Origin of the sequence: Brevibacterium sp. UMB1308A, from assembly GCF_030230605.1 — a bacterium.
Taxonomy (GTDB): domain Bacteria; phylum Actinomycetota; class Actinomycetes; order Actinomycetales; family Brevibacteriaceae; genus Brevibacterium.
In genome coordinates this window covers 101,534-122,936 of record NZ_JASPDO010000002.1, presented here as the reverse complement: position 1 = coordinate 122,936, position 21,403 = coordinate 101,534, and the positions used below count along the sequence as shown (strand labels likewise).

19 protein-coding genes are annotated in these 21,403 nt (G+C 57.4%); 8 read left to right on the top strand and 11 right to left on the bottom strand.

The features are described from left to right. Positions 1–10 precede the first annotated feature (10 nt). From QP868_RS01815 to QP868_RS01800, 4 genes are all read right to left on the bottom strand, one after another. Positions 11–1,288, bottom strand: a complete 1,278-nt coding sequence (locus tag QP868_RS01815) for an ABC transporter permease subunit (protein ID WP_284924873.1) — start codon at positions 1,286–1,288, stop codon at positions 11–13. Continuing rightward, complete coding sequence (locus QP868_RS01810) at positions 1,285–2,493, bottom strand: ABC transporter permease (protein ID WP_005883205.1); 1,209 nt, start codon at positions 2,491–2,493, stop codon at positions 1,285–1,287. Before QP868_RS01810 ends, QP868_RS01815 begins: the two co-directional genes overlap by 4 nt. Further along, positions 2,490–4,064 (bottom strand): ABC transporter ATP-binding protein, encoded by a 1,575-nt coding sequence (locus QP868_RS01805; RefSeq protein ID WP_284924870.1) that lies wholly within the window; start codon positions 4,062–4,064, stop codon positions 2,490–2,492. Before QP868_RS01805 ends, QP868_RS01810 begins: the two co-directional genes overlap by 4 nt. A gap of 73 nt (positions 4,065–4,137) precedes the next feature. Then, positions 4,138–5,229: a BMP family lipoprotein gene (locus tag QP868_RS01800; RefSeq protein ID WP_284924869.1), complete on the bottom strand. Its 1,092-nt coding sequence runs from the start codon at positions 5,227–5,229 to the stop codon at positions 4,138–4,140. Positions 5,230–5,431: 202 nt separating this feature from the next. Between QP868_RS01800 and QP868_RS01795 the strand changes: the two genes are divergently transcribed. Next, entirely contained in the window at positions 5,432–5,941 is a 510-nt protein-coding gene (locus QP868_RS01795; protein WP_284924867.1) for a MarR family winged helix-turn-helix transcriptional regulator, read from the top strand. A gap of 56 nt (positions 5,942–5,997) precedes the next feature. Here QP868_RS01795 and QP868_RS01790 read toward each other — a convergent pair whose 3' ends face one another. Next, on the bottom strand, positions 5,998–7,794 hold the full coding sequence (locus tag QP868_RS01790) for an ABC-F family ATP-binding cassette domain-containing protein (RefSeq protein ID WP_284924865.1): 1,797 nt from the start codon (positions 7,792–7,794) through the stop codon (positions 5,998–6,000). A gap of 83 nt (positions 7,795–7,877) precedes the next feature. On the opposite strand from QP868_RS01790, the gene QP868_RS01785 reads away from it, so the two are divergent. Genes QP868_RS01785 through QP868_RS01775 form a run of 3 tightly spaced genes read left to right on the top strand, consistent with a single transcriptional unit; the run spans position 7,878 to position 11,181 of the window. Beyond that, on the top strand, positions 7,878–9,956 hold the full coding sequence (locus tag QP868_RS01785) for a BCCT family transporter (protein ID WP_284924864.1): 2,079 nt from the start codon (positions 7,878–7,880) through the stop codon (positions 9,954–9,956). A 53-nt stretch (positions 9,957–10,009) separates the two neighbouring features. After that, positions 10,010–10,366, top strand: a complete 357-nt coding sequence (locus QP868_RS01780; protein ID WP_284924863.1) for a BlaI/MecI/CopY family transcriptional regulator — start codon at positions 10,010–10,012, stop codon at positions 10,364–10,366. 5 nt (positions 10,367–10,371) lie between these two features. Next, positions 10,372–11,181, top strand: a complete 810-nt coding sequence (locus QP868_RS01775; protein WP_284924861.1) for a M56 family metallopeptidase — start codon at positions 10,372–10,374, stop codon at positions 11,179–11,181. Between the two features lie 27 nt (positions 11,182–11,208). Here the strand turns inward: QP868_RS01775 and QP868_RS01770 are convergent, their stop codons facing one another. Together QP868_RS01770 and rsmA are read right to left on the bottom strand one after the other, a co-directional pair. Then, a complete protein-coding gene (locus QP868_RS01770) occupies positions 11,209–12,186 on the bottom strand; it encodes a 4-(cytidine 5'-diphospho)-2-C-methyl-D-erythritol kinase (RefSeq protein WP_284924860.1) in 978 nt (325 codons plus the stop codon). Beyond that, the gene (rsmA, locus tag QP868_RS01765; protein ID WP_284924858.1) at positions 12,183–13,043 is read right to left on the bottom strand and encodes a 16S rRNA (adenine(1518)-N(6)/adenine(1519)-N(6))-dimethyltransferase RsmA; all 861 of its coding nucleotides are present in this window, start codon (positions 13,041–13,043) and stop codon (positions 12,183–12,185) included. Before rsmA ends, QP868_RS01770 begins: the two co-directional genes overlap by 4 nt. A 33-nt stretch (positions 13,044–13,076) precedes the next feature. Between rsmA and QP868_RS01760 the strand changes: the two genes are divergently transcribed. Beyond that, positions 13,077–14,291 (top strand): class I SAM-dependent methyltransferase, encoded by a 1,215-nt coding sequence (locus QP868_RS01760; RefSeq protein ID WP_284924857.1) that lies wholly within the window; start codon positions 13,077–13,079, stop codon positions 14,289–14,291. A gap of 10 nt (positions 14,292–14,301) precedes the next feature. Here QP868_RS01760 and QP868_RS01755 read toward each other — a convergent pair whose 3' ends face one another. Beyond that, the gene (locus QP868_RS01755) at positions 14,302–15,921 is read right to left on the bottom strand and encodes a glycoside hydrolase family 3 N-terminal domain-containing protein (RefSeq protein ID WP_284924856.1); all 1,620 of its coding nucleotides are present in this window, start codon (positions 15,919–15,921) and stop codon (positions 14,302–14,304) included. A 54-nt stretch (positions 15,922–15,975) separates the two neighbouring features. Between QP868_RS01755 and QP868_RS01750 the strand changes: the two genes are divergently transcribed. The 3 genes from QP868_RS01750 (at position 15,976) to QP868_RS01740 (ending at position 19,209) form a co-directional block, all read left to right on the top strand. Beyond that, entirely contained in the window at positions 15,976–16,836 is an 861-nt protein-coding gene (locus QP868_RS01750) for a sulfurtransferase (protein ID WP_284924855.1), read from the top strand. A gap of 42 nt (positions 16,837–16,878) precedes the next feature. Continuing rightward, on the top strand, positions 16,879–18,027 hold the full coding sequence (locus QP868_RS01745; RefSeq protein WP_284924854.1) for a glutamate--cysteine ligase: 1,149 nt from the start codon (positions 16,879–16,881) through the stop codon (positions 18,025–18,027). 630 nt (positions 18,028–18,657) lie between these two features. Next, the gene (locus tag QP868_RS01740; RefSeq protein ID WP_284924852.1) at positions 18,658–19,209 is read left to right on the top strand and encodes an endonuclease domain-containing protein; all 552 of its coding nucleotides are present in this window, start codon (positions 18,658–18,660) and stop codon (positions 19,207–19,209) included. A gap of 194 nt (positions 19,210–19,403) precedes the next feature. Here the strand turns inward: QP868_RS01740 and QP868_RS01735 are convergent, their stop codons facing one another. Genes QP868_RS01735 through QP868_RS01725 form a run of 3 tightly spaced genes read right to left on the bottom strand, consistent with a single transcriptional unit; the run spans position 19,404 to position 21,401 of the window. Beyond that, the gene (locus QP868_RS01735; RefSeq protein ID WP_284924850.1) at positions 19,404–19,877 is read right to left on the bottom strand and encodes an NUDIX domain-containing protein; all 474 of its coding nucleotides are present in this window, start codon (positions 19,875–19,877) and stop codon (positions 19,404–19,406) included. Next, positions 19,870–20,934, bottom strand: a complete 1,065-nt coding sequence (tsaD, locus tag QP868_RS01730) for a tRNA (adenosine(37)-N6)-threonylcarbamoyltransferase complex transferase subunit TsaD (RefSeq protein ID WP_284924849.1) — start codon at positions 20,932–20,934, stop codon at positions 19,870–19,872. Before tsaD ends, QP868_RS01735 begins: the two co-directional genes overlap by 8 nt. Beyond that, on the bottom strand, positions 20,931–21,401 hold the full coding sequence (locus QP868_RS01725; protein WP_284924848.1) for an SRPBCC family protein: 471 nt from the start codon (positions 21,399–21,401) through the stop codon (positions 20,931–20,933). Before QP868_RS01725 ends, tsaD begins: the two co-directional genes overlap by 4 nt. Positions 21,402–21,403: the final 2 nt, after the last annotated feature.

The window sequence follows — 21,403 nt, the reverse complement described above, 5'->3', positions numbered from 1 at the left end:
CTGACCTCTTTTACTGCTTGGAGTATGGGATACCTTCTGCCGCCGGTGGGCGAACCTGCCCCACGAACCCTGCAACTGCGAAGATCGTCACAATGTACGGCAACATGAACAGAAGGTCCTGCGGAATAGGTGCCCCGATCGCGGAAAGCGAGTTACCCAGGTTCTTGGTAAACCCGAACAGAATCGCTGCGAACAGCGCTCCAAATGGGTTCCACTTACCCAAGATCATTGCCGCCAAAGCGATGTAACCCTGACCGGCAGTCATTTCTTTACCGAAAGCCAAACCTGAGCCGATCGTAAAGAACGCACCACCAAGGCCTGCGATCGCACCAGCGAAGATCGTGTTCAGAACACGTCCACGGTTGACGTTAATACCCACCGTGTCGGCAGCCCGTGGGTGCTCACCGATTGCGCGCATCCGCAAGCCCCACTTGGAGCGGAACACAGCCACGTGCAGAACAATGACAACCACACACATGAGGTACACCAAGACGTTCTGCTTAAAGAACACGGGGCCAAGCACCGGGATTTCACTCAACAGAGGAATAGGTAAAGCCGGCAACGCCTGGCGCGTGTTCCACAGCTCTTGGTTCTGCGTGAGAAGAGTCGAGAACAAGAAGTTAGTCAGACCCACCACGAGCACGTTGAGAACAACACCAATAATGATCTGGTTGACCCAGTACTTCACGGCAAAGAACACCAGGATTGCACCCACAATGGCCCCTGCCAGTGGCGCTGCAACCAGCCCTGCGTACGGGTTCTTAGCAACACTGGCAACCACTGCTGCAAGGAAAGCGCCAGCCAAAAGCTGACCCTCAATCGCAATGTTGATAATGCCAGAACGTTCCCCAACTAGACCACACATGGCACCAAAGATCAGCGGAACGGACAGCGCCAGGCCACCAGCCAACAACGAGGTCGTTGCAATGACGCCTCGGCCCGCACCGGCCCATGTCAAGAACGCAAACACAAACAAAACTCCGAATGCCAGCGGGAGCCATACTCCCACCTCGGCCCGGGCACGCGTAGCCCACAAACTGAAACCGGCAAGTGCCAAGAGAATGACACCCACCACGATCGCAGTAATCTTCGAAGCTACCACCAGATCTGGGAGAGAGATGAACGCATCAGGTGCGGTAAACGCGAACGTCGTCTGAGCGTCACCGGGCGCCCCGAACCCAAACACTGCAAGCGCCAGAAGAGCCAAAACGCCGTAGACAATGGGGTACTTCCACTCAACGGGCTGCAGAGCCGTAGGCATTTGTGCTTCCTTAGTTAGGGTGTTCATGCAGCCTCCTTAGCAACGGGCGCTGGCAGACGGAAGATCGCGCGGACCAGCGGTGGTGCCGCAATCAGAAGCACGATCGTTGACTGCACAACCAAAACGATGTCGATGGGCGTTCCAGTCTGTGCCTGCATGAGGTACCCACCGGACTTCAGAGCGCCAAACAGCAAACCGGCAAAGAACGTACCAAGCGGCCTGGACCGCCCAAGCAGCGCTACCGTGATCGCGTCAAACCCGATCTGCCCGGCAATACCGCCTGTAATTTTCATTTCAGTTCCCAGCACGTGAGCTGCTCCGCCCAAACCGGCGAGCGCTCCAGCAAGCGCCATCACCAGAATGGTGACGCGCTGAACCGAAATACCCGCTGTGCGGGATGCTTCAGGGTTTGACCCCACTGCGCGGAACTCAAAACCAATCGTTGAGCGTTCCAGAATCCACCACACGAGCACGGTGGCGGCGATCGCGATCAGGAAACCGAAGTGCAGACGGAAAGGAGCAGGGAGAAGCGGGAACAATGCCGCAGAGCTGTGGATCTCCGTAGTGATGGGGTTCGCTGAACCTGTTTGCCTAAACCACGCTTGTTTGAGCAGATATGCCAGAAGGAATCCAGCGATCGAGTTGAGCATGATTGTCACGATCACTTCATTGGCACCTGTGCGTGCTTTGAGGACACCTGCGATTCCTGCCCACACAGCGCCCGCTAGCGTTCCGGCTACAAGCGCAACTAGAAGGTGAATCACCGGTGGCAGGTTGATCGCATAACCCACAAAACCAGCAGTTACGGCTCCAAGAATCACCTGTCCCTGTCCACCGATGTTGAACAGACCAGACCGAAAAGCCAAAGCAATTCCCAATCCAGTGAAGATGAGCGGGGTGGACAGCACGAGCGATTCGGTTATGGGACGAATCATGCGGGTGAACGAGTTCGCTTGCCAGTCAAAGATCGCTCCACGGAAAAGCGCCACATACGCCTCACTGACGGACGTCCATGCGTAGTACAGCAGGTCAGTGGGGCGGGCGAAAAAATACCCCGCGGCTCGCTGTACGTCTGGGTTGGCGAACGCGATCAGAAATGCCCCAAACACAAGCGCAAGAACAATCGACAAGACTGATACACCGAACGTCCCGGTCACAATCTGCCGCATGACCGAAGGTGACTGCGGTGTCGATTGCGCTTCTGTCTTCTTTTCTTTTACGGGCGCGCTCATACGATGTCCTCCTGCGCTGCCTCACTGACTTCCGTCACTGCTGATCCATCAGCGACGCGAGCCATAGCTTCTTCTTCCGACGCTCCCGCCATCATGAGGCCCAACGCGTCACGCGGGGTATCAGCAGGGACAATCCCCACGATGCTTCCCCGGTACATAACCGCAACACGGTCAGCAAGGTTACGAACTTCGTCGAGTTCCGTGGACACGATAATGCACGGAGTACCTGCGTCGCGTTCCGCAATAATGCGTTTGTGCACGAACTCGATTGACCCAACGTCAAGACCTCGAGTGGGTTGAGAGGCAATCAAGAGCTTAAGTTCACGTCCCAACTCTCGCGACAAAACGACTTTCTGCTGGTTACCACCAGACAGAGTGGAAATTGGGTCGTCAATTGTTCCGAGCCGAATGTCGAACTCTTCGACTTTCTTCGCAGCTTCTTCGCGAATAACCTGTGGCTTCAGCGCAAGCCCTTGTGAGTATGGCGGGCGGTTGTACCAGTCGAGAATCATATTTTCGCGGATCGAGAAGTCTTTGATCATGCCGTCTGTGGACCGGTCTTCTGGGACGTACCCTATTCCGGCGTCCAAACGGTGTTTCACCGATGTGCCTACAAGTTCGTTTCCGCCAAGCGAGATAGATCCCTGTGCCGGTGCTCGAAGGCCAATGATGGTTTCTGTCAGTTCAGTCTGACCGTTGCCCTGCACACCGGCGATTGCTAGCACTTCACCGGCACGCACTTCAAAGGAAATGTCTTTCACCGCCGGGAACCCTGACTTGTCTAGAACCGTGAGGTCCTTGACGGCGAACTTGACGTCGCCAACTTGTGCATCCTGTTTATCGGTTGTGAGGTTGACATCACGCCCCACCATCAAACCAGCGAGCTCGGATTCGGTCGATTCAGGTGAAGCTGTACCGACGACTTTTCCGCGGCGGATCACGGTGATCGCATCAGCTACGGCGCGGACTTCACGAAGTTTGTGAGTAATGAACACAATCGACGTGCCCTGGTCCTTGAGCTGACGCATGATCTCGATGAGTTCATCGGTCTCTTGTGGTGTGAGAACCGCGGTGGGTTCGTCCAGAATCAAAACTTGAGCGTCGCGTGAAAGCGCTTTAATGATTTCTACGCGTTGTTGCGCTCCCACGGACAAATCACCGATAACGGCGTCCGGGTCGATGTCGAACCCAAACCGTTCCGAAATTTCGCGCACTTTGGCTCGAGCCTCGTCAAGGTTGAGAAGCCCCAGCGCCTTGGTTGGTTCGTATCCCAAGGCAACCGACTCGGCAACCGTGAAAACAGGGATAAGCATGAAGTGCTGGTGTACCATTCCGATACCAGCGGCGACAGCGTCGCCGGGGCCGGAAAACTTTACGGGCTTCCCGTCAAGAAGGATCGATCCTTCAGTGGGTTCATACAGCCCGTACAAGACGTTCATAAGCGTAGATTTACCTGCACCGTTTTCACCAAGTAGAGCGTGAATCTCGCCAGGTTTAAGGGTGAGGTCAATCGAATCGTTAGCGGTAAACGACCCAAATCGCTTAGTAATTCCTTGTAATTCAAGTTGCACGGTGTCTCCTCACAGGGCTCAAGCACAACAATACCCGGGCCGGAACAGTTCCGGACCGGGTATCGCTATGGAATTACTTCGTAGGCGCGTTCGGGGTTTCGACCTTGATCTTGCCATCAATAATGTCCTGCTTCAGGTTTTCAACCTTTGACTTGAGTTCATCATCGATCTTGCTTTCGAAGTCGTGGTACGGAGCAAGTCCCACACCTTCGTTTTCAAGCGTTCCGACGTATGGTTCAGACGAGAACTTGTCGTCCTTGGACTCAACAGTGGTGTCGTACACAGCGTTTGCAATCTGCTTCACAACCGAGGTCAGAACACGGTCCTTGTAGTCAGGGATTGCTTCGTAACCGTCAGCGTCAACCCAAATGAGGCGTGCCTTGTCGTCCTTAGCGACTGCCGCGGCGGCACCCAGTCCAACCGGACCAGCAACCGGCATGACGATGTCTGCACCCTGGGACAAGAACTGTTCGGTCAGGGCCTGACCCTGCGACTGGTTGTCGAAATCACCAGAGAATGAGCCCTTCTGAGCTTCTTTGTCCCAACCCAGGAGCTTGACGTCTTTGCCGTTGTCTTCGTTGTACTTCTTCACACCGTCAGCAAAGCCGTCCATGAAGATAGAAACCGAAGGAATCTGCATTCCTCCGAAGGTCGCTACCTTTCCAGTTTCCGTGGTACCAGCTGCCAGGTAGCCTGCGAGGAATGCGGCTTCTGCCGTGTTGAAGAGGAGTGGCTTGCCGTTCTCAACTTCAACGGGGGTTCCGTCAGCTTCTGCGAAGGTCGAGTCGATCAGCGCGTAGTGAACGTCCTTGTTCTGCTTTGCAGAGTCGGTGAGAACACCAGCCAGGTTGAAACCAACACCGTAGATGAGGTTGCATCCCTGCTGCACCATGTTGTCAACGTTCTGGACGTAGTCGGAGTCGTCCTTGGATTCTGCTTCACCCTTCTGCAAACCGAATTCTTCAACAGCACGGTCGAAACCGTCCTTGGAAGATTCGTTGAAGGAACGGTCGTCCCAACCACCAGCGTCAGAAACGATGCAAGATTTGAAATCTGAGGCCTGCTTGTCACCCCCGCCTTCTTCGGGAGCCTGGCCACATGCAGAAACAGCTAGTGCTGTGATAACTGAAATGGCGGTAACGGGAGCAAGAAACTTGCGCTTCACCTTTTCTCCTAAACTTTTGGGCACATTGAAACCTTCGCCCCGTCAGGACTACCAGCGGGGGCCACGTGCCACTTTGGCGCAACTGGCATACTTTACAACAGTTCCAATAATAGCGGATTCACTGAAAAGACACACCATGTTCACATGTCCTTTAAATTGAGACAGATATACCTTCTGACCAGGCTTTGCATATGATTGCGGTATGTTGCCTGATTCCCTCAATGAACTATTTGACATAACGCGGTCCGACGATTTCCCTTCACCAGGCATCAACGATGACGAACTCGCCGGAGTTACCTATTCACTCATTCGCTGTTGTTCAGTTATCCAGCTTGCATCGATTCGGTTTGCGAGTGAACGAGACTTCAATCAAGCTGACTTCCGCGTACTTTTTGCGATCATCGCCGCAAGTGACAGAGATGTCACTGTCACACCCGGTTACATTGCGGACCGCATGTCACTGTCTGCTTCGACGTTGACCTCCATTCTTGAACGTCTCGCAGAGCGTGGCTACATCGTTCGAGACAAGGACGACGCGGACAAGCGACGCATCGCCTTGTACTACACAGAGCGAGCAGCTCAAATCGCAGTGGACTTCTATCGCCACGTGGGTCTCATGCTCAAACCACTTGGAGACGAGCATCGCAGTGAACTTGCGGACATTACTCGCACCCTGAATCAAGTTGCGGACGTCATTACAGAAACTGTCTAACTTCTGTTGGCAGGGGTAGGGGCGCACGAGTCGTTGCGTAACCCACCCCGCCACCACTACTCCAATTGTTCTGACAGTTCGAGCCACTGCAGTTCCAGCTCGTCCTTATCCTCCAGCAGTTCATTGCGTGATGCAGAAAGCTCAGCCAAGCCTTCGAAGTCGGACTGGTCGTGTTCTGCGATAGTGCTGTCCAATCTCGCAATTTCGCTGTCGATCCGCTCAAGTTTGCGCGTCACGGCTTGCACCTCTTTAGTGATTCGCCGGTGTTCGGCAGGGCTCAGCCCGCTTGCGTCCTCACTGGGTGCTTCCTGTTTTTGCACGTGCCGAGGTGTGGCCTCCGCCTGTTGTTGCAAGGCAAAGTACTCGTCGACTCCCCCGGGCAGGTGCCGTACGTGCCCGCCGAGTACCGCGTACTGGTGGTCGGTGACGCGTTCCGTGAAGTAGCGGTCGTGCGAAATGACGATGAGCGTGCCCGGCCACTGGTCCAGAAGGTCCTCCATAGCCGCGAGCATGTCGGTGTCCATGTCGTTGGTGGGCTCGTCCAGAATCAGCACATTAGGCTCATCCATGAGGACGATGAACAGCTGAAGCCTGCGCTTCTGGCCACCTGAAAGGTCTTGCACCCGGGATTTAAGAACGCCACCCAGGCCCAGCTTTTCCAGAAGCTGGCTGGGCGTCAGTTCCCCTTGCACGGTCTGCACTTCGCGTTTGCGCCCCACGATTTCGCGCACAAAGTCGTCTTGCACGTCATCAAGTTCGCGCAGTTGCTGGTCAAGAAGGGCCACGCGCACGGTCTTGCCCCTCTTCACCCTGCCCGAGGCGGGCTCAACCCGCCCTGTTAAGAGGCCTACCAGCGTGGATTTTCCAGCACCGTTAGCGCCCAAAATGCCAATGCGGTCGCCGGGTCCCACGATCCAGTCAGTGGGTTCGATCACTGTGCGAACGACCTCGGGATTGTCATCCGTAGCGAACGCAGCCGAGGCACCCACCATTTCAAATACATCTTTGCCCAGTCGCGACGTAGCCATGGACACGAGTTCAACCGTGTCGCGCACAGGAGGTTCGCCAGCAATCAAAGCGTTCGCCGCGTCAATCCGGAACTTGGGTTTGGAGGTGCGGGCGGGGGCACCTCGGCGAAGCCACGCGAGTTCTTTTCGCATCAAGTTTTGGCGTTTGGCTTCTTCGGCTTGCGCCTGCCGGTCACGTTCAACCCGCTGCAAAACATAGGCGGCGTAGCCACCGTCGTAGGCGTCGACTGTGGCGTCGTGAACCTCCCACGTGCGGGTGGTCACTTCGTCGAGGAACCAACGGTCGTGGGTGACGGTCAGAAACGCACCCTGGCCAGCTGGCCACCGTTTCTTCACGTGTTCAGCTAGCCACCGCACACCAGTCATGTCTAAGTGGTTGGTGGGTTCGTCCAAAATGAGCACGTCCCACGGTTGGGCCAGAAGAGCTGCAAGAGCAACCCTGCGACGTTGTCCCCCAGACAGGCTGTGGGTAGGCGTTTCAAGCGGAAGATCACCCAGCAACCCGTGAATCACATCGCGTTTCTCTGCATCCGAAGCCCACTCGTGATCGGGAACATCCCCCACAACCGCGTGGCGCACCGTGGCCGACTCCCCCAAATCGTCACTCTGACGCAAGTACCCAATCCGGGTGCCACCTCGGGCGGTAACCCGGCCAGAATCCGGAGGCAAGTCAGAAGACAGAATCCTAATGAGCGTGGACTTCCCGTCGCCGTTACGCCCCACGATCCCAATGCGGTCGCCGGCAGAAACCCCAACGGTCACGTCGTCAAGAACGACCCGGTTGGGGTAGGACAAGCTGATGGATTCAGCGCCAAGCAGGTGCACACACAGTCCCTTCGTATCTGATCTGGCCTTGGATAACACGATAGTCTGAGAAGAAGCCCCCCCCGGGTTCTCAGCGAGGAAAAATGAACAACGACCATTCGAAACGTAACTCTTCTCACGACGAAACCGCCCCTTCCGGAGAGCCTGAAATCGACATCCGCATGGGCCCCAAACTCCAAGAGCAGCAAGAGAGGGCCGCGCGTAAAAAGAAGGTCCGCCAAGAGCGCACTAAGAAAGCCAAGCGCTTTATTGAGGAGATCGAGTACCCGCACGGCATCCACCCCGCGCTGGTGCCCGGTGTTTCGATTGAGGATCAGCTGATTCGTTACCGGGTGGATAAAGGCATCCTGGTCATTGTTGGGTTGCTGATCATTGGCTTCGTGACGTGGGGAATTTTGGCGCCAGAACAGGTGCTGGAAGTGTCCACTGCGGCGTTGCAGTGGGTGATGAGCAATCTTGGATGGGTTTTCAACGGACTGGCAGTTGTCCTGGTGATCTTCCTGCTGTGCATTGCATTTTCACGTTACGGCCGTATCCCGCTGGGCCTGGACGGTGAAAAGCCGGAGTTTTCCACTGGTTCATGGGCGGCGATGTTGTTCGCTGCTGGGATCGGAATTGCGATCATTTTCTTTGGCCCATACGAGCCTCTCCAGTACTTCTTGTCGCCTCGCCCGGGCGCGTATGACCCTGCCACGGTTGAAGCGATCAAGGGGGCCATGGCGCAGGCAGCTCTGCACTGGGGTGTCAACGCGTGGGCGATTTATGCGATCGTGGGCCTCACCGTTGCGTATATGTCTTTCCGCCGAGGTCGTCTCCCGTTGATGAGTTCCGTTTTGGAACCGCTGTTTGGGAAGAAGAGCGACTCTCTGGGCGGTCGCATTATTGATTCGCTTGCGATTGTTGCGACCTTGTTTGGTACCGCGTCCAGTCTGGGTCTGGGCTCGCTTCAGATTGCGCGCGGAGCCCAGATTGTCACCGGTTGGAACACCACCGGGAACACGGTGGCCATCGTCATCATCATGGTGCTGACGATTGGCACGATCCTGTCCGCCGTTTCCGGTGTGACAAAGGGAATTCGCCGCCTTTCTAACATCAACATGGTGATGGCTGTGGGGCTGGCTTTCTTCTTCTTTGTTGCTGGGCCAACAGTGTTCTTGATGAACATCATCCCGGGTGTCATCGTTGAGTATTTCGCCACCGCCCCCGAGGCGCTCTCGGCTACCATGGCGGACTCGCCTGAGATGCAGGAGTTTTTGTCGGCGTGGACCACGTTCTATTGGGCGTGGTGGGTGAGCTGGTCACCGTTTGTAGGTGTGTTTACCGCCAAGATTTCTCGCGGGCGCACGATCCGCCAGTTCGTTCTGGGTGTTCTGTTCATCCCGTCGTCAATCATTGTTCTGGCGTTCACCATTTTGGGTGGAACCGCGATTTACTTGCAGCACACACAGCAGGCAGTGGCTACCGACGGCACGATTGAGACTCTGCCTGCACCGGAGAACATTTTCTTCACTGTGCTCGACTACCTGCCTGGAGCGGCCTTGATCGCGCCAATTGTCATGGTGATGTTGGCCATTTTCTTCATCACCACGGCTGACTCCGCTTCTTTGGTCAATGCGCAGCTCACACAGGGAGGAAACCCCAAACCTAACCGGTTGATCACCGCGTTTTGGGCGCTGTGTATGGCAGGGATTGCTGTTGTCATGCTCCTGGTGGGCGGGTCAAGCGCATTGACCGGCTTGCAAAACTTCATCACGGTGACAGCTTTGCCGTTTACCTTCGTCATTGTTCTCATGTGTGTGGGATTGGTGAAGGACCTGCGGAGCGACCCGCAAACGTTGCGGGTTAACTACACGCAACAGGCGTTGAAGTCGATGGTGCGACGCGGTATTGAGAAGCACGGAGACGACTTCGCCATTTCGATCGAGCCAACTTCCAGCACGTCGAAGTACGCCGCCGGCGCAACTTTCGACTCGAAGGCGGAGGACTTGACTGCTTGGTACCAGCGAACCGACGAAGACGGAAACCCTGTCAACTACGACTACGCCACGGGCGAGTATTTGGATGACAACGGTGACCCTATAGAGACGGACGCGTTGGATGATTCTGATACATCAAAGAACTCGAAAGGCACCGATAAAGAAGCTGGCGAAGAAACCCCATAGCTTATTCCGCTAGTGCGACATACAATAGTGGTGATCTGAGTGAAAGGACGATCGTGGCACGAATCCGCGAATGGGGTGAGCTGGAATCCCAAATCATGAACTTCTTGTGGGATTCCCCGGTTCCTTTAGGAGCCCGTGACATTCAGCGTCAGTTTGTCGACCACACCCCTGCGTACTCCACTGTGATGACCACTCTCACGCGGTTAGAGAAGAAGGGGCACGTGAAGCGCGGTGGCCCGTCGCCTCGTAAGACCAAGTTTGAAGCTGTTCGAACTAATGAAGAGCAGACTGTCGACGACATGGTGAGCGTTTTAGACCAGGCAAATGACCGTGAAGCCGCTCTTTTGGCGTTCGCAGGCAACCTGGACAGTCGCGATCTTGAACTCTTGCGTTCGGCGTTCACGAAATAGGCTCAGTGCTCGCTAGCGCAATCACGTGTGCCGTCCTGGCATGTGTCACGGGCGTACTGATACCCGTTCTTGCGCGCACCCGCTTTCAGTTACGGTTTCCGTCCCTGTCGCTGTATGCCCAGCTCGGTTCCACAGTGTTGGGCGTGTGGTTCCTGTTCGTTGCGGCCATTTCACTTGCCTTGCGCATGCTCCCGGCAATTACTGACACCATTCCGCTTGCGAGTCTTTGGGCATATGGCTTAGCGACACTGTTGACCGTTGCGGCCGTGAGTTTCTGGATCATGGCAACCGCTCCCGTGACCAAAGATGTTCGTGAGGTCATTACAGCGCTTAATACTCATGTCGTGTCCCAAGAAGAGCGCCCCGGGTTCACCTTGGCCACGGTAAAACACACGTACCCTGCAGCGCTTTCAACTCCTCCTGCTGACGGTCGCCCGGGAACCATCATGGTGACGACGGGCTTGCGTGACGCATTGACACCTGGGCAACTTCAAGCCGTTTTGGCCCATGAGTACGCGCACGTGACCAAACGCCACGGCAAAATCCTCTCAATCCTCACAACTCTGGACCAGATGTTGCACGTGTTTGCTCCGCTCAAGCGATCCGCAACACTGTTGGTTGAACTGGCCGCCGACGACATTGCGGCGAAACAAGCAGGACCGGCAGAACTCGCTAACGCATTAGCTGTGATGGCCCACGCGACGGGCGATGAAACGATGTTCCTGCGGGCTGAACGACTCACAACCAAAAAATGGCCCCGCGAACACTGGCGCACGATCCCCGAACCGATCCGGGTCGACAAGCTTCGTACGTAACGGCGCAAAGCGAACGCTAGACGGTGGTCACTGGGTCACAATATGGGCGCCGCACGCCGGACCCGTAACACGAACCACGTGCTTCACCGATTCGCTCGCTTCCAAAAGAACAGTCAGATCCAACGCATGCGTCGCGTCTTCAACCAAGAACCCCACCGTGGGCCCAGAGCCGGACATCAACGCAGCCAAGGCGCCTGCCTGCCGCCCGGTGGTAACGACCTCGGCGACGGCGGGCAGCAGCCCAAACGCCGCGGGCTCCATATCGTTGTGCACAACCTGCGCCAATGCGTGAGCATCCCCCGAACCTACCGCCTGCAAAACCTGCGCAAGTTGCTCCTGCACGTCCCCGGCAGGCGGGGCCTCGCCAGCATCGCGGAGGTCGTCCAAAGTTTGGTAAACCACGGGGGTGGAAAGTTCGTCGACCGAGGTGGCAAGCACCCAGGTGAACTCACCGGAGCTTAAGATGGGGCTGAGTTCATCGCCTCGGCCGGTTCCCACAGCGCAACCGCCACGCAGAGCAAACGGAACATCTGCGCCGAGTTCGGCACCCACGGCACGCAGAAGGTCCGGGTCGTTGATGCCCGCCAGTTTCGCGTAGGCAACGAGCGCAGCTGCGGCATCGGCAGATCCGCCACCCATTCCACCGGCAACGGGGACGTTCTTTTCGATTTCGACAGCAACTGGAACGTGCACGCCGGTGCGGGCAGCCAAGCGGTTGATCGCCGACACCGCCAAGTTCGAGTGATCCAGCGGGATCGCCGTCGAGCCGAACCGGCCTTTGAGCGTCACTGCGTGAACTGGGCTGAGCCCGGGGTACGTGTCGTTTCCTGAGATGTTCCGAACCACCGTGTCCGTGCGGTCGAAGCACGGGCGCAACGTGACCTCTTCATACATGTCGAGGGCTTGAAAAACGGTGACGAGTTCGTGGTATCCGTCATCCATCCGGTCCCCCACATGAAGGAACACGTTGATTTTTCCGGGGGCTCGCGCGGTTACCTCAGTCATTGTGAGCCTTTCCTGCCGGCCAGCCACGTACGTGCGATTGCGATGAACGCGTCGATGTCCAGGGCTTCACCGCGTGTCTTGGGGTCGACACCCGCGTCCATCAGCACCTGTTCAGAGTCCGCGCCTGAACCCAACAGACCTGCAAGCGCCTGCCTGAGTGTTTTCCGGCGCTGGGCAAATGCCGCGTTGACCACGTCAAATGTGGCTGTGCGCAGGTCCTCATCACCATATGGCTGCGCGTGCTTCACGATCCGCACCAGCCCGGAACCAACGTTGGGAGCCGGCCAAAAGACGTTCTTCCCAATGTCCGACCCGCGAGTCACAGCCCCGTACCACTTGGCTTTCACGCTGGGTGCCCCGTACACCCGCGAACCTGGGGTGGCAGCCAGACGGTCTGCCACCTCGGCCTGGACCATCACCAACACCGAGTTCAGCGACGGGAACGTTTCCAAGAAGTGCATGAGCACCGGCACAGCCACGTTGTACGGCAAGTTCGCCACCAGGGCGGTGGGGGTGGTGGGAAGTTCGGTGACGTGGAGGGCATCTTCGTTGATGAGGGTGAGCGGGTGGGCATCCGGGGCGTGTTCGTCAATGGTGCGCGGGAGCCGGGATGCCAGGAGCGTGTCGATTTCGACCGCCGTCACCGGGTGGCCCGCCTCCAGAAGTCCCAGGGTCAGCGAGCCTAATCCCGGGCCAATTTCCACAACCTGTTCGCCAGGGGTGAGCTGTGCTTCTTCCACGATCATGCGCACCGTATTGGGATCGATCACGAAGTTTTGGCCACGCGTTTTAGTGGGGCGTAACCCCAGTTCATGTGCGATTTCGCGAACTGTGCGCGCGGTCAAAAGTGTGCTCACATCTCCACCCTATACGCCAGTTACCATAGTGAAATGGATCCCAGCATTTTGAAACAACTTCTTGACGTTTCTGCTCTTAAGATTCTGGATTCACTCGAGTACGACCGTTCGCGTGAGTTGCGGCTGAACAAGCAGTTGCGGGAGCAGGGCTTGAGTCCTGAACTCACCGCGGCGATCCTCACGCAGGCTCAGTTGCGCATCGAGGCAGAAGACAAGTTTGGCCCGTTTGCTTCACACATGTTGTTCACGCGCGACGGGTTAGCGCAGGCCACCCGGCTTCCGGTCGCCGCCCACCACGCGGCCCGGATGCGTCAGGCTGGAGTCACCTCGATTATTGATTTGGGGTGCGGGGTCGGTGCCGATGCGCTGGCGTTTGCGGGTACAGATGTGCAGGTGCGCGCGGTTGAGATCGATGAGGTTACCGCTGCGCTTGCGGCGTTTAATATGCGTGAGTTCCCCACCGCCGAGGTGGTTCATGGTGCCGCGGAGGATCAGAACCTGGCGGGGTTTGACGCGCTGTGGTGCGACCCTGCCCGCAGGTCGGGTTCGCACCGGGATGGGCAGGCGCGCAGGCTCAGTGATCCGGAGTCGTTCTCGCCGTCGCTGTCATGGGTAGTGGAAAAGGCCGCCGAGGTGCGGGCAGCTGGCGTGAAGATGGGACCGGCGTTGGACCATGCCCTCGTTCCGGACGGGTGGGAGGCCCAGTGGGTTTCGCACAACGGCGATGTCGTTGAAGTGGGCCTGTACGCTGGCGACGCGTGTCAACGGGCGGGGCGTTCCGCTCTTCTCATGGGCGATGGGCCCGGAACACTGACCGTGCACGAGTCCGAGGTGCCCGAAGCGGACGAACCCGGGATTGGTGAGCTGGGCGAGTATCTGTTTGAACCGGACGGGGCTCTGGTGCGAGCCGGGCTCGTCACTGCCCTCTGTGACCCTCTAGGTGTGTGGCGGATCTCCCCCAAAATTGCGTACCTGACTGGTGACGCTCTTGTGACCGGGATTGCTCAGCGCGCGGTGTCGCAGTACCGAATTGTGGATGTGTTGCCTGCTGGTATTAAGGCGTTGCGTCAAGCACTGAAGGCACGCAACATTGGCAAGGTCATTATTAAGAAACGTGGAATGGACATTGTTCCTGAGAAGGTGCGTCGTCAGCTGAAGCTCACCCAGGGCAGCGAGTCAGCAACTTTGGTTTTCACCCGCGTGGGCGAAAAGCACGTGGTGCTGTTAACGCAGCCCGTGACGCTGTAACCAGCCCCCGCTACTTTCCGCACGTAGGTGACTTACCGCGAACCTTGACGGGAACTTGCGCTGTCGCTTCCAGTTCACCGGTCAAGTATTTGGCTACAGCATCCATCGCATACTCGTTGCCGGTGTATGTGGCAATGACAGTGTCAGCCTTGGCCCGGTCCACGTTCCACGGTGCACCGATCCCCACAACGTACTCTGCCCCACTTGCTGCCTTCTGTCCCACGCTCACAGTTGGGCCACTACCAACAGATACACCGTTATTTTCAAACGCCTCGGACAGTCCTTGAACAGCAACCTCATCGTCACCCACTACTCGCGCTTGCTTGAGTGGCGTGGCGACCTCGCACGCCCCACGGACCACCGACAAAGACTCCTCAGCGTACGCACGCAACGCGCCCTCAGGTTTAGGGGCACTCCCCTTAGCAGTTTCAGCGCTGCGCTTTTGCCACAGACTCAGCGCCACCACCCGCGTCGCAGCCTCCGTTATCCGCTCGCGTGACAGATCGCCACTTTTCACCGCTTTCACAATGCTTGCGTGTGCTTGTTCAATGTCATGAGGCATGAGAGCCAAATCTGCCCCCGCCTTGATCGCGGCGAGCGCCGCGTCCTTTTGCGTAACCGCGCCCATGTTCAACGCATCGGTCACTGCCACGTGTTCAAAGCCAACATCTTTACGCAAAGCTTCATACACCTCGGGATTGAGGTCACCGGGAAGCTTTTCGTTCCCGGGCACCGCAATGTGGCCAACCATGACCAACGGAACCCCCACCTCGGCGGCCTTCCGAAACGGCTCAAATTCCGTTTTGCTCAGCTTTTTCAGCGACTTCTTGGACACCGGCAGGGATTCGTGCGAATCGACCGTCAAGGATCCGTGGCCCGGAAAGTGTTTGGCCGCCGAACCAATCCCCGCCTTGCTATACCCGTTCACTGCGGCCACGACCGTGTCGCTCACCGCGTCAGACTTGTCGCCCGCAGACCGCACGTTGATTGCTGGGTCTTTCGCACCCACGGTGACATCGGCGACAGGGGCGAAGTCGATCGAAAAACCGGCGTCGCGCAGTTCCGCACCTTGCGCGTGGGTTGCGTTGGTGACGGTGTCCTTGTTGCGCACGGCCCCACCGGCCATGAGTGGCGGGAACGGCATGGTTGCCGAACGTACGCGGGCAACGGGGCCACCTTCCTGGTCGACTGAAGTCAGAACCGGCCAGTCGCGGTCTTTGCCGCCTGCTTTGATCGCCGAGGTGGTCGCTTTCAGGTCTTCAAAAGTGGCTGCATCGCCCAGGTTGTAGGTCATGACGATACTGCCGGACAGGTGCAAGCGTTTGATGGTGTCCGCAGCGACCTGCGGATCCGTTCCTTGATACGTCATCATCAAAACAGATCCGGCCAGTTCTTCATCCGACATCTTTTCGACGATTTGTTTTGCTTCCGCGGTGTCCTTTTTGCTTATCCCTTCAACCGGCGCCGGTCCCTGGGGCTGTGGGGTTTCAGGAGCCTCAGGGGCCGTGGCAGCGGTTTGGGACTTCTCAGTTTTCTGCGCAGGGCCCGACGTTTGTGTGGGGTTCCCTTGGGTCCCTCCACAACCTGTCAGCAACAGAGCACAGATTCCCGCGGTGATTAAACGACGCATGGGGCTAAGTTTAGCTAGGCTGTAATGTGCAAATGCTTAACGAGAGGCGACTCAATGACGCAGTACGTGATCGACGTGGATCAACTTCACTCGCTTCTGGGGACACCCCGTGTTCGCATTCTGGATGTGCGGTGGACCCTGGGCAAACCCAACGGTTACCCGGACTATCTGGAAAATCACATTCCCGGGGCCACGTACGTATCACTGGACGAACAGCTATCCAGTCATCGCCCCGATCAACCGCACCTGGGCCGCCACCCGCTTCCCAGCGTTGAGGAATTCCAACGGACGCTGCAGTGTTTGAGTATCGATGAAAGAACCACTGTTGTGGTCTATGACGACGCCTCCTCAACTGCGGCTGCCCGCGCGTGGTGGCTGCTCGTGTGGGCGGGGCTCACAGATGTTCACGTGCTCGACGGTGGCCTGACCGCATGGAAAGACGCCGGGTACGAACTGGAACATGGCCCCGACACCAATGAGCGCGTGCCTTCGGCCTACACCGTCACTCCGTCCCTTCCCACTACCGACGCAGCGGGGGCCGCTGAGCTCGCCCGCACCGGCATTCTCATCGACTCCCGCGCCGCCGAACGCTACCGCGGGGACCACGAACCCATGGATGCCAAAGCCGGCCACATCCCAGGGGCTATCAACCGGCCCACAACCCTCAACACCCCTAACGGGCGGTGGCTCTCAGAGGAGGAACTGCGGAAGGCGTGGAACGACCTCGGCGTGCTTGACGAAACGGGCAAGGCTACCGCGGAGGTAGGGGTTTATTGCGGGTCTGGTGTCACAGCGTGTCACAATGCGTTGAGCTTGATGCAAGTGGGCGTGACCCCGGTTTTGTACGGTCCTTCCTGGTCAGGGTGGTCATCGGACGATTCAAACCCCGTTGCGACAGGCGACCCAGCGAGCTAGCTCACACCGTGTATTCCTGGGCTACACACTAGGATTGCCATCATGGTTGATTTTGCGCAGTCCCCCCGTTCGACCTTGGGAGTCGAATGGGAGCTAGCTTTGGTTGACAAGACGAATTTGGACCTCGTCCCGCGTGCCGGTGAGGTCCTTACTCTTGTTGGTGAAGCTGGTCTTGATTCGTGCATTGTGGGCGAAATGCTCACGAACACGGTTGAGGTTGTTACCGGTGTCCATGAACAGGTGTCTGGCGCGGTAGCGGATCTCAAGTCTTCTGTTGCACAGCTCCGCGAAATCACAAACCCGCTGGGCTTGGACCTCATGAGTGCAGGAACTCACCCGTTTGCGCACTGGCGTGAGCAACAGGTGACCGACAAGGAACGTTACGCGGAACTCATTAACCGCACGCAGTGGTGGGGTCACCACATGCTCATTTACGGGGTTCACACGCACGTGGGTATCGACAAGCGCGAGTACGTTTTGCCCATTATGAACGCGCTCATGTGCTACGTGCCGCACTTGCAAGCGGTGAGTGCTTCCAGCCCGTTTTGGGAAGACACGGATACCAGTTACGCGTCCAACCGCGCCATGCTGTTCCAGCAGTTGCCCACCGCCGGACTGCCGTATCCGTTTACCGAGTGGCGCGAATATGAAAAGTACGTCCGCGACATGCAGAAGACCGGCGTGATTGAACAGATCAATGAGATCCGGTGGGATATCCGACCTGCCCCTAAGTGGGGAACCATTGAGGTGCGGGTGTGTGACGGGATGCCTACCATCGCCGAGGTCGCCGCAGTGACCGCGTTCGTTCAGTGTCTAGTGCACCACTTCTGCGATCGTTTGGACCGCGGGTTGAGCCTACCCACTATGCCGCAGTGGTTCCATGTGGAGAACAAGTGGCGTGCCGCGCGTTACGGGATGGACGCGATCATCATTGAAAACGAACTGGGGCGTGAGCGCCTGGTGAAGCACGTAATTGCTGATGAGGTGGAGTTCTTAACCCCGATTGCCCGTGAGCTTGGGTGTGAAGATGAGCTTCTGGACATGCTGCAGTTTGCGCGCATTGGCGCGTCCTATCAGCGTCAACGGGCTGTTCACGAAAACACGGGCGACATGTTCCAAGTAGCCAAGCTTTTGGTTGACGAGTTTAAGTCCACACGGCCTTCTGAGGTTATTGCGCCTGGCGCGGAGTAGGTCGAAACTGGTTTACCCACCACAAGTGAGCAGTTTTTCGTGTGCTGTGTTGGGTAACGGGTCGAATATGAGCCGAAAACGTGAACAAAACGAACAAAAAGGGTGTGTAGCCAACACAGCAGTTCGAAGTGTGTTGGGTAAACCGTTCAGCGTTGTCCTCAGCGTGTGACTGTGCGGCACAGGTGTACCCGGAAAATCAGGTTTTCCACAGATCGTTCAAGGGCCATAGCGGAAGCGAACCCAGGGGCCTACATTCAGCGCATGGAGTTCACAAACACATCACAACGCACCCTGCACATTCCGATGTCTATACAGGAGGCGCGCACACGTGGTCTCCGCACATCACAACTCACACCGGTATTCCTCAAAGGCCACAAACTGAGGGGAACCTTCACTTCTGATGCGCATGTTCGCACCGTACGCATACCACCCTGGGCACGCGAGGATCCTCACTGGTGGACCTTATTTACTGAGCTCAGCGCATTAACGGCAACCCGACCCCACGCACTGGTCACGGGTAACAGTGCCGCTTATCTGCGTGGACTGCCAGTCAAACTTCGACCAGAGCTAGACATTGCGGTTCCCAAGAAATGCAACCCAATTTTGGTTCCGCACGTGAAAACTTTCCGCATGACAGACACCGCGAAGGTCACCAAAGAAGGCCTAAGGGTTCACCACCTCGGCGGGATTCTTCATGTCCTTGCACGGCAAGAGCCTGTGGACAACCTGGTCGCAGTCCTTGACGCGCTCATGGGGCCATGGCGCAGACCAGCGGAACTCACACGCTCCAAACTCGATGAACTGGTTGCTGCCGGGCCCAAGGTTCACGGGTGGTCCAAGCTGAAAGAAGCCAGTGCGCTGGCCCGTGAGAACGTTGCGTCACCTCAAGAAACACGACTCCGGTTAGCGCTTGTGCGCGCTGGTCTGCCTGAACCAGTGGTCGCACACCCAGTGTGGATTGAGCGGTTCGGAGTACATATCCACCCGGACTTGGCATACCCGTTTGCAAAAATCGCGATCGAATACGAGGGGCGCCACCACTTCGAGCTCACCGAACAAGTACTCAAAGACACGGATCGTTACTACGAACTAGGCCGACTCGGATGGACAGTGATTCGCGTGACCGCACTACACGAGATGGACAGTATTGTGCTCAAGGTGCGCGAGTGCCTTGAAACCTAAACCGGTTTACCCACCACAAGTGAGCAGTTTTGAACTTGCTGTGTTGGGTAACTAGGCGATTTTCGCGCGAAAACGTGAACAAAACGAACAAAAAGGGTGTGTAGCCAACACAGCAGTTCGAAGTGTGTTGGGTAAACCGTTCACGCACGCAGGCCACCCAGCCATACGTCCGCACAACACGTCACGCGCGGAAGTCACCCCAAGGACTTACGCAGGGTAGGCCACGCCTTCGCGAATTCGGGGTGCAAAGGGTAGCTCTCAACCTGGTCCACGGGAACCCACGCGAGTTCCTCACTCTCAGGGTCACTGATGCTTTCTTCCAGTCGCCCCAAAGCCCGGCAAATCACCGTGGTGTACGTCCAGCCGCTCTTATCAACCGTGTACAGATCAAGGATCTCAATGTCGTGCCCATCAAGAGCCGGCACACCTGCTTCTTCGTGACTTTCCCGAATCGCGGCCGCAGTGTCGCTTTCACCCTTGTGCTTAGCCCCTCCAGGAATACCCCACGTCCCTCCGTGAGCTGACCAGGAAACCCTGTGCTGGAGCAAAACGCCCCGCTCCGGGTCATGAATGAGCAAACCAGCGGCTCCGAACAACCCCCAGAAACGACCCTGGGGTGTTTCACACCACCCGTCACCAGAAGCACGCGAAACCTGTGGGTCAGACATAGACGTGGTCGACCTCCAATGAACTTGTCACTCCAAACGAAAAGTCCGACGGGGCCAGCCCACGACTCATGATCTCCGCGCCCAACGCAGCCACCATGGCACCGTTATCCGTGCACAGTGCGAACGGCGGAATCCGTAACGTCACTCCAGCCTCCGCACAGTCGTGCTCAAGGCGAGCGCGCAACCGCCTATTCGCCGCAACTCCCCCACCTACAAGCAAGTGAGGAATGTTGAAGTCTTCACACGCCAAAAGCGCCTTCTTCACCAGCACGTCCACAATCGCTTCTTCGAAACTAGCCGCGACATCCGCAACATTGGCATCGGGCGTTTGAGTGACATAGCGCAGGGCCGCGGTCTTCAAACCAGAAAAAGAAAACGAATAGCGACGTTCCGGGTCACGCATATCCTTTGCAGACGTAAGCCCCCGCGGGAACGCAACCGCGTGCGGATCCCCTGCAACCCCGTCAGTGAAAGCACCTGCTGCAGCACGCGAAATATTGGGACCACCTGGATAGTCCAAGCCCAGCAACCGCGCTGTCTTATCGAAGGCCTCCCCCGCCGCGTCGTCAATCGTGGCACCAACCAGTTCCACCCCGTCAACCATGTCGGTGATGGTGAGAATCTCAGTGTGCCCGCCAGAAACCAGCAGCGCCACGGTGGGCAGCGTGAGCCCAGGCGAATCGGGGGCCACCATATCGACGGCCACGTGCGCCGCCAAGTGGTTCACCCCGTACAGCGGCAGACCCGTGGCAGCGGCCAGCCCTTTAGCCGCTGACACGCCCACCATGAGCGCTCCGCTCAGTCCCGGTCCGGCTGTCACTGCTATCCCGTCCAGGTCGTCCACAGTCACGCCCGCATCGTCCAGTGCCGCCTGCACGGTAGGTCCAATTGCGTTGATGTGCGCCCGGGAGGCCACCTCGGGAACTACTCCCCCGTAACGCACGTGTTCGTCCATGGACGAAGCGACCGTGTTCGTTAGCAGGGTGCGACCACACACGATCCCTACACCGGTTTCATCGCAGGAACTTTCAATCCCTAACACCAAAGGTTCGGTCACTGGTCCTCCACCGCGAGGCTCGCGTACATGCGTGCTTGGGAATCTTCGTCGATGTCCACGTTTTTCGCTCCAAGTTCCGTGAGTAAAGCGCGCAGGTGGGTGTCCCACACGGGCCCAATTTCAGGAACTGTGTGTGCCGCTTCCTCATACGTGGCGAACGTGTGGGTCACCGTAAGACGTGTTGAATGAGGCGTTTCTTCACTGACATTCAGGCCCACTCGCCCAAACGGAAGTTCCAGCAAGAAGAACCGCTCATCTTCGCTCCCGATGATTTCGCCCGTGAGCTGCTCACCGTCAAAGTCGAATGTCACAACGTCGTCGTCGCGACTCCACGGAGCGAACCACTGCGAAGCAGAATCAGGGTCTGTCACGTAGTTCCACACGGTTGCACGGTCCACGGGAGCGACCGAGCTGATCACCAAATCACAACCGTCTTCCCATTCAGTGAGGGTGGCCTCAATGTCCATAC

What these genes read in the sequence shown, in the direction of transcription:
- QP868_RS01735 (WP_284924850.1), bottom strand. Translation starts at nt 19,877, where the DNA reads ATGTCTGACCCACAGGTTTCGCGTGCTTCTGGTGACGGGTGGTGTGAA.
- QP868_RS01770 (WP_284924860.1), bottom strand. Translation starts at nt 12,186, where the DNA reads ATGACTGAGGTAACCGCGCGAGCCCCCGGAAAAATCAACGTGTTCCTT.
- QP868_RS01810 (WP_005883205.1), bottom strand. Translation starts at nt 2,493, where the DNA reads ATGAGCGCGCCCGTAAAAGAAAAGAAGACAGAAGCGCAATCGACACCG.
- QP868_RS01740 (WP_284924852.1), top strand. Translation starts at nt 18,658, where the DNA reads ATGACAGACACCGCGAAGGTCACCAAAGAAGGCCTAAGGGTTCACCAC.
- QP868_RS01725 (WP_284924848.1), bottom strand. Translation starts at nt 21,401, where the DNA reads ATGGACATTGAGGCCACCCTCACTGAATGGGAAGACGGTTGTGATTTG.
- QP868_RS01750 (WP_284924855.1), top strand. Translation starts at nt 15,976, where the DNA reads ATGACGCAGTACGTGATCGACGTGGATCAACTTCACTCGCTTCTGGGG.
- QP868_RS01745 (WP_284924854.1), top strand. Translation starts at nt 16,879, where the DNA reads ATGGTTGATTTTGCGCAGTCCCCCCGTTCGACCTTGGGAGTCGAATGG.
- QP868_RS01815 (WP_284924873.1), bottom strand. Translation starts at nt 1,288, where the DNA reads ATGAACACCCTAACTAAGGAAGCACAAATGCCTACGGCTCTGCAGCCC.
- QP868_RS01785 (WP_284924864.1), top strand. Translation starts at nt 7,878, where the DNA reads ATGAACAACGACCATTCGAAACGTAACTCTTCTCACGACGAAACCGCC.
- QP868_RS01755 (WP_284924856.1), bottom strand. Translation starts at nt 15,921, where the DNA reads ATGCGTCGTTTAATCACCGCGGGAATCTGTGCTCTGTTGCTGACAGGT.
- QP868_RS01795 (WP_284924867.1), top strand. Translation starts at nt 5,432, where the DNA reads ATGTTGCCTGATTCCCTCAATGAACTATTTGACATAACGCGGTCCGAC.
- QP868_RS01760 (WP_284924857.1), top strand. Translation starts at nt 13,077, where the DNA reads ATGGATCCCAGCATTTTGAAACAACTTCTTGACGTTTCTGCTCTTAAG.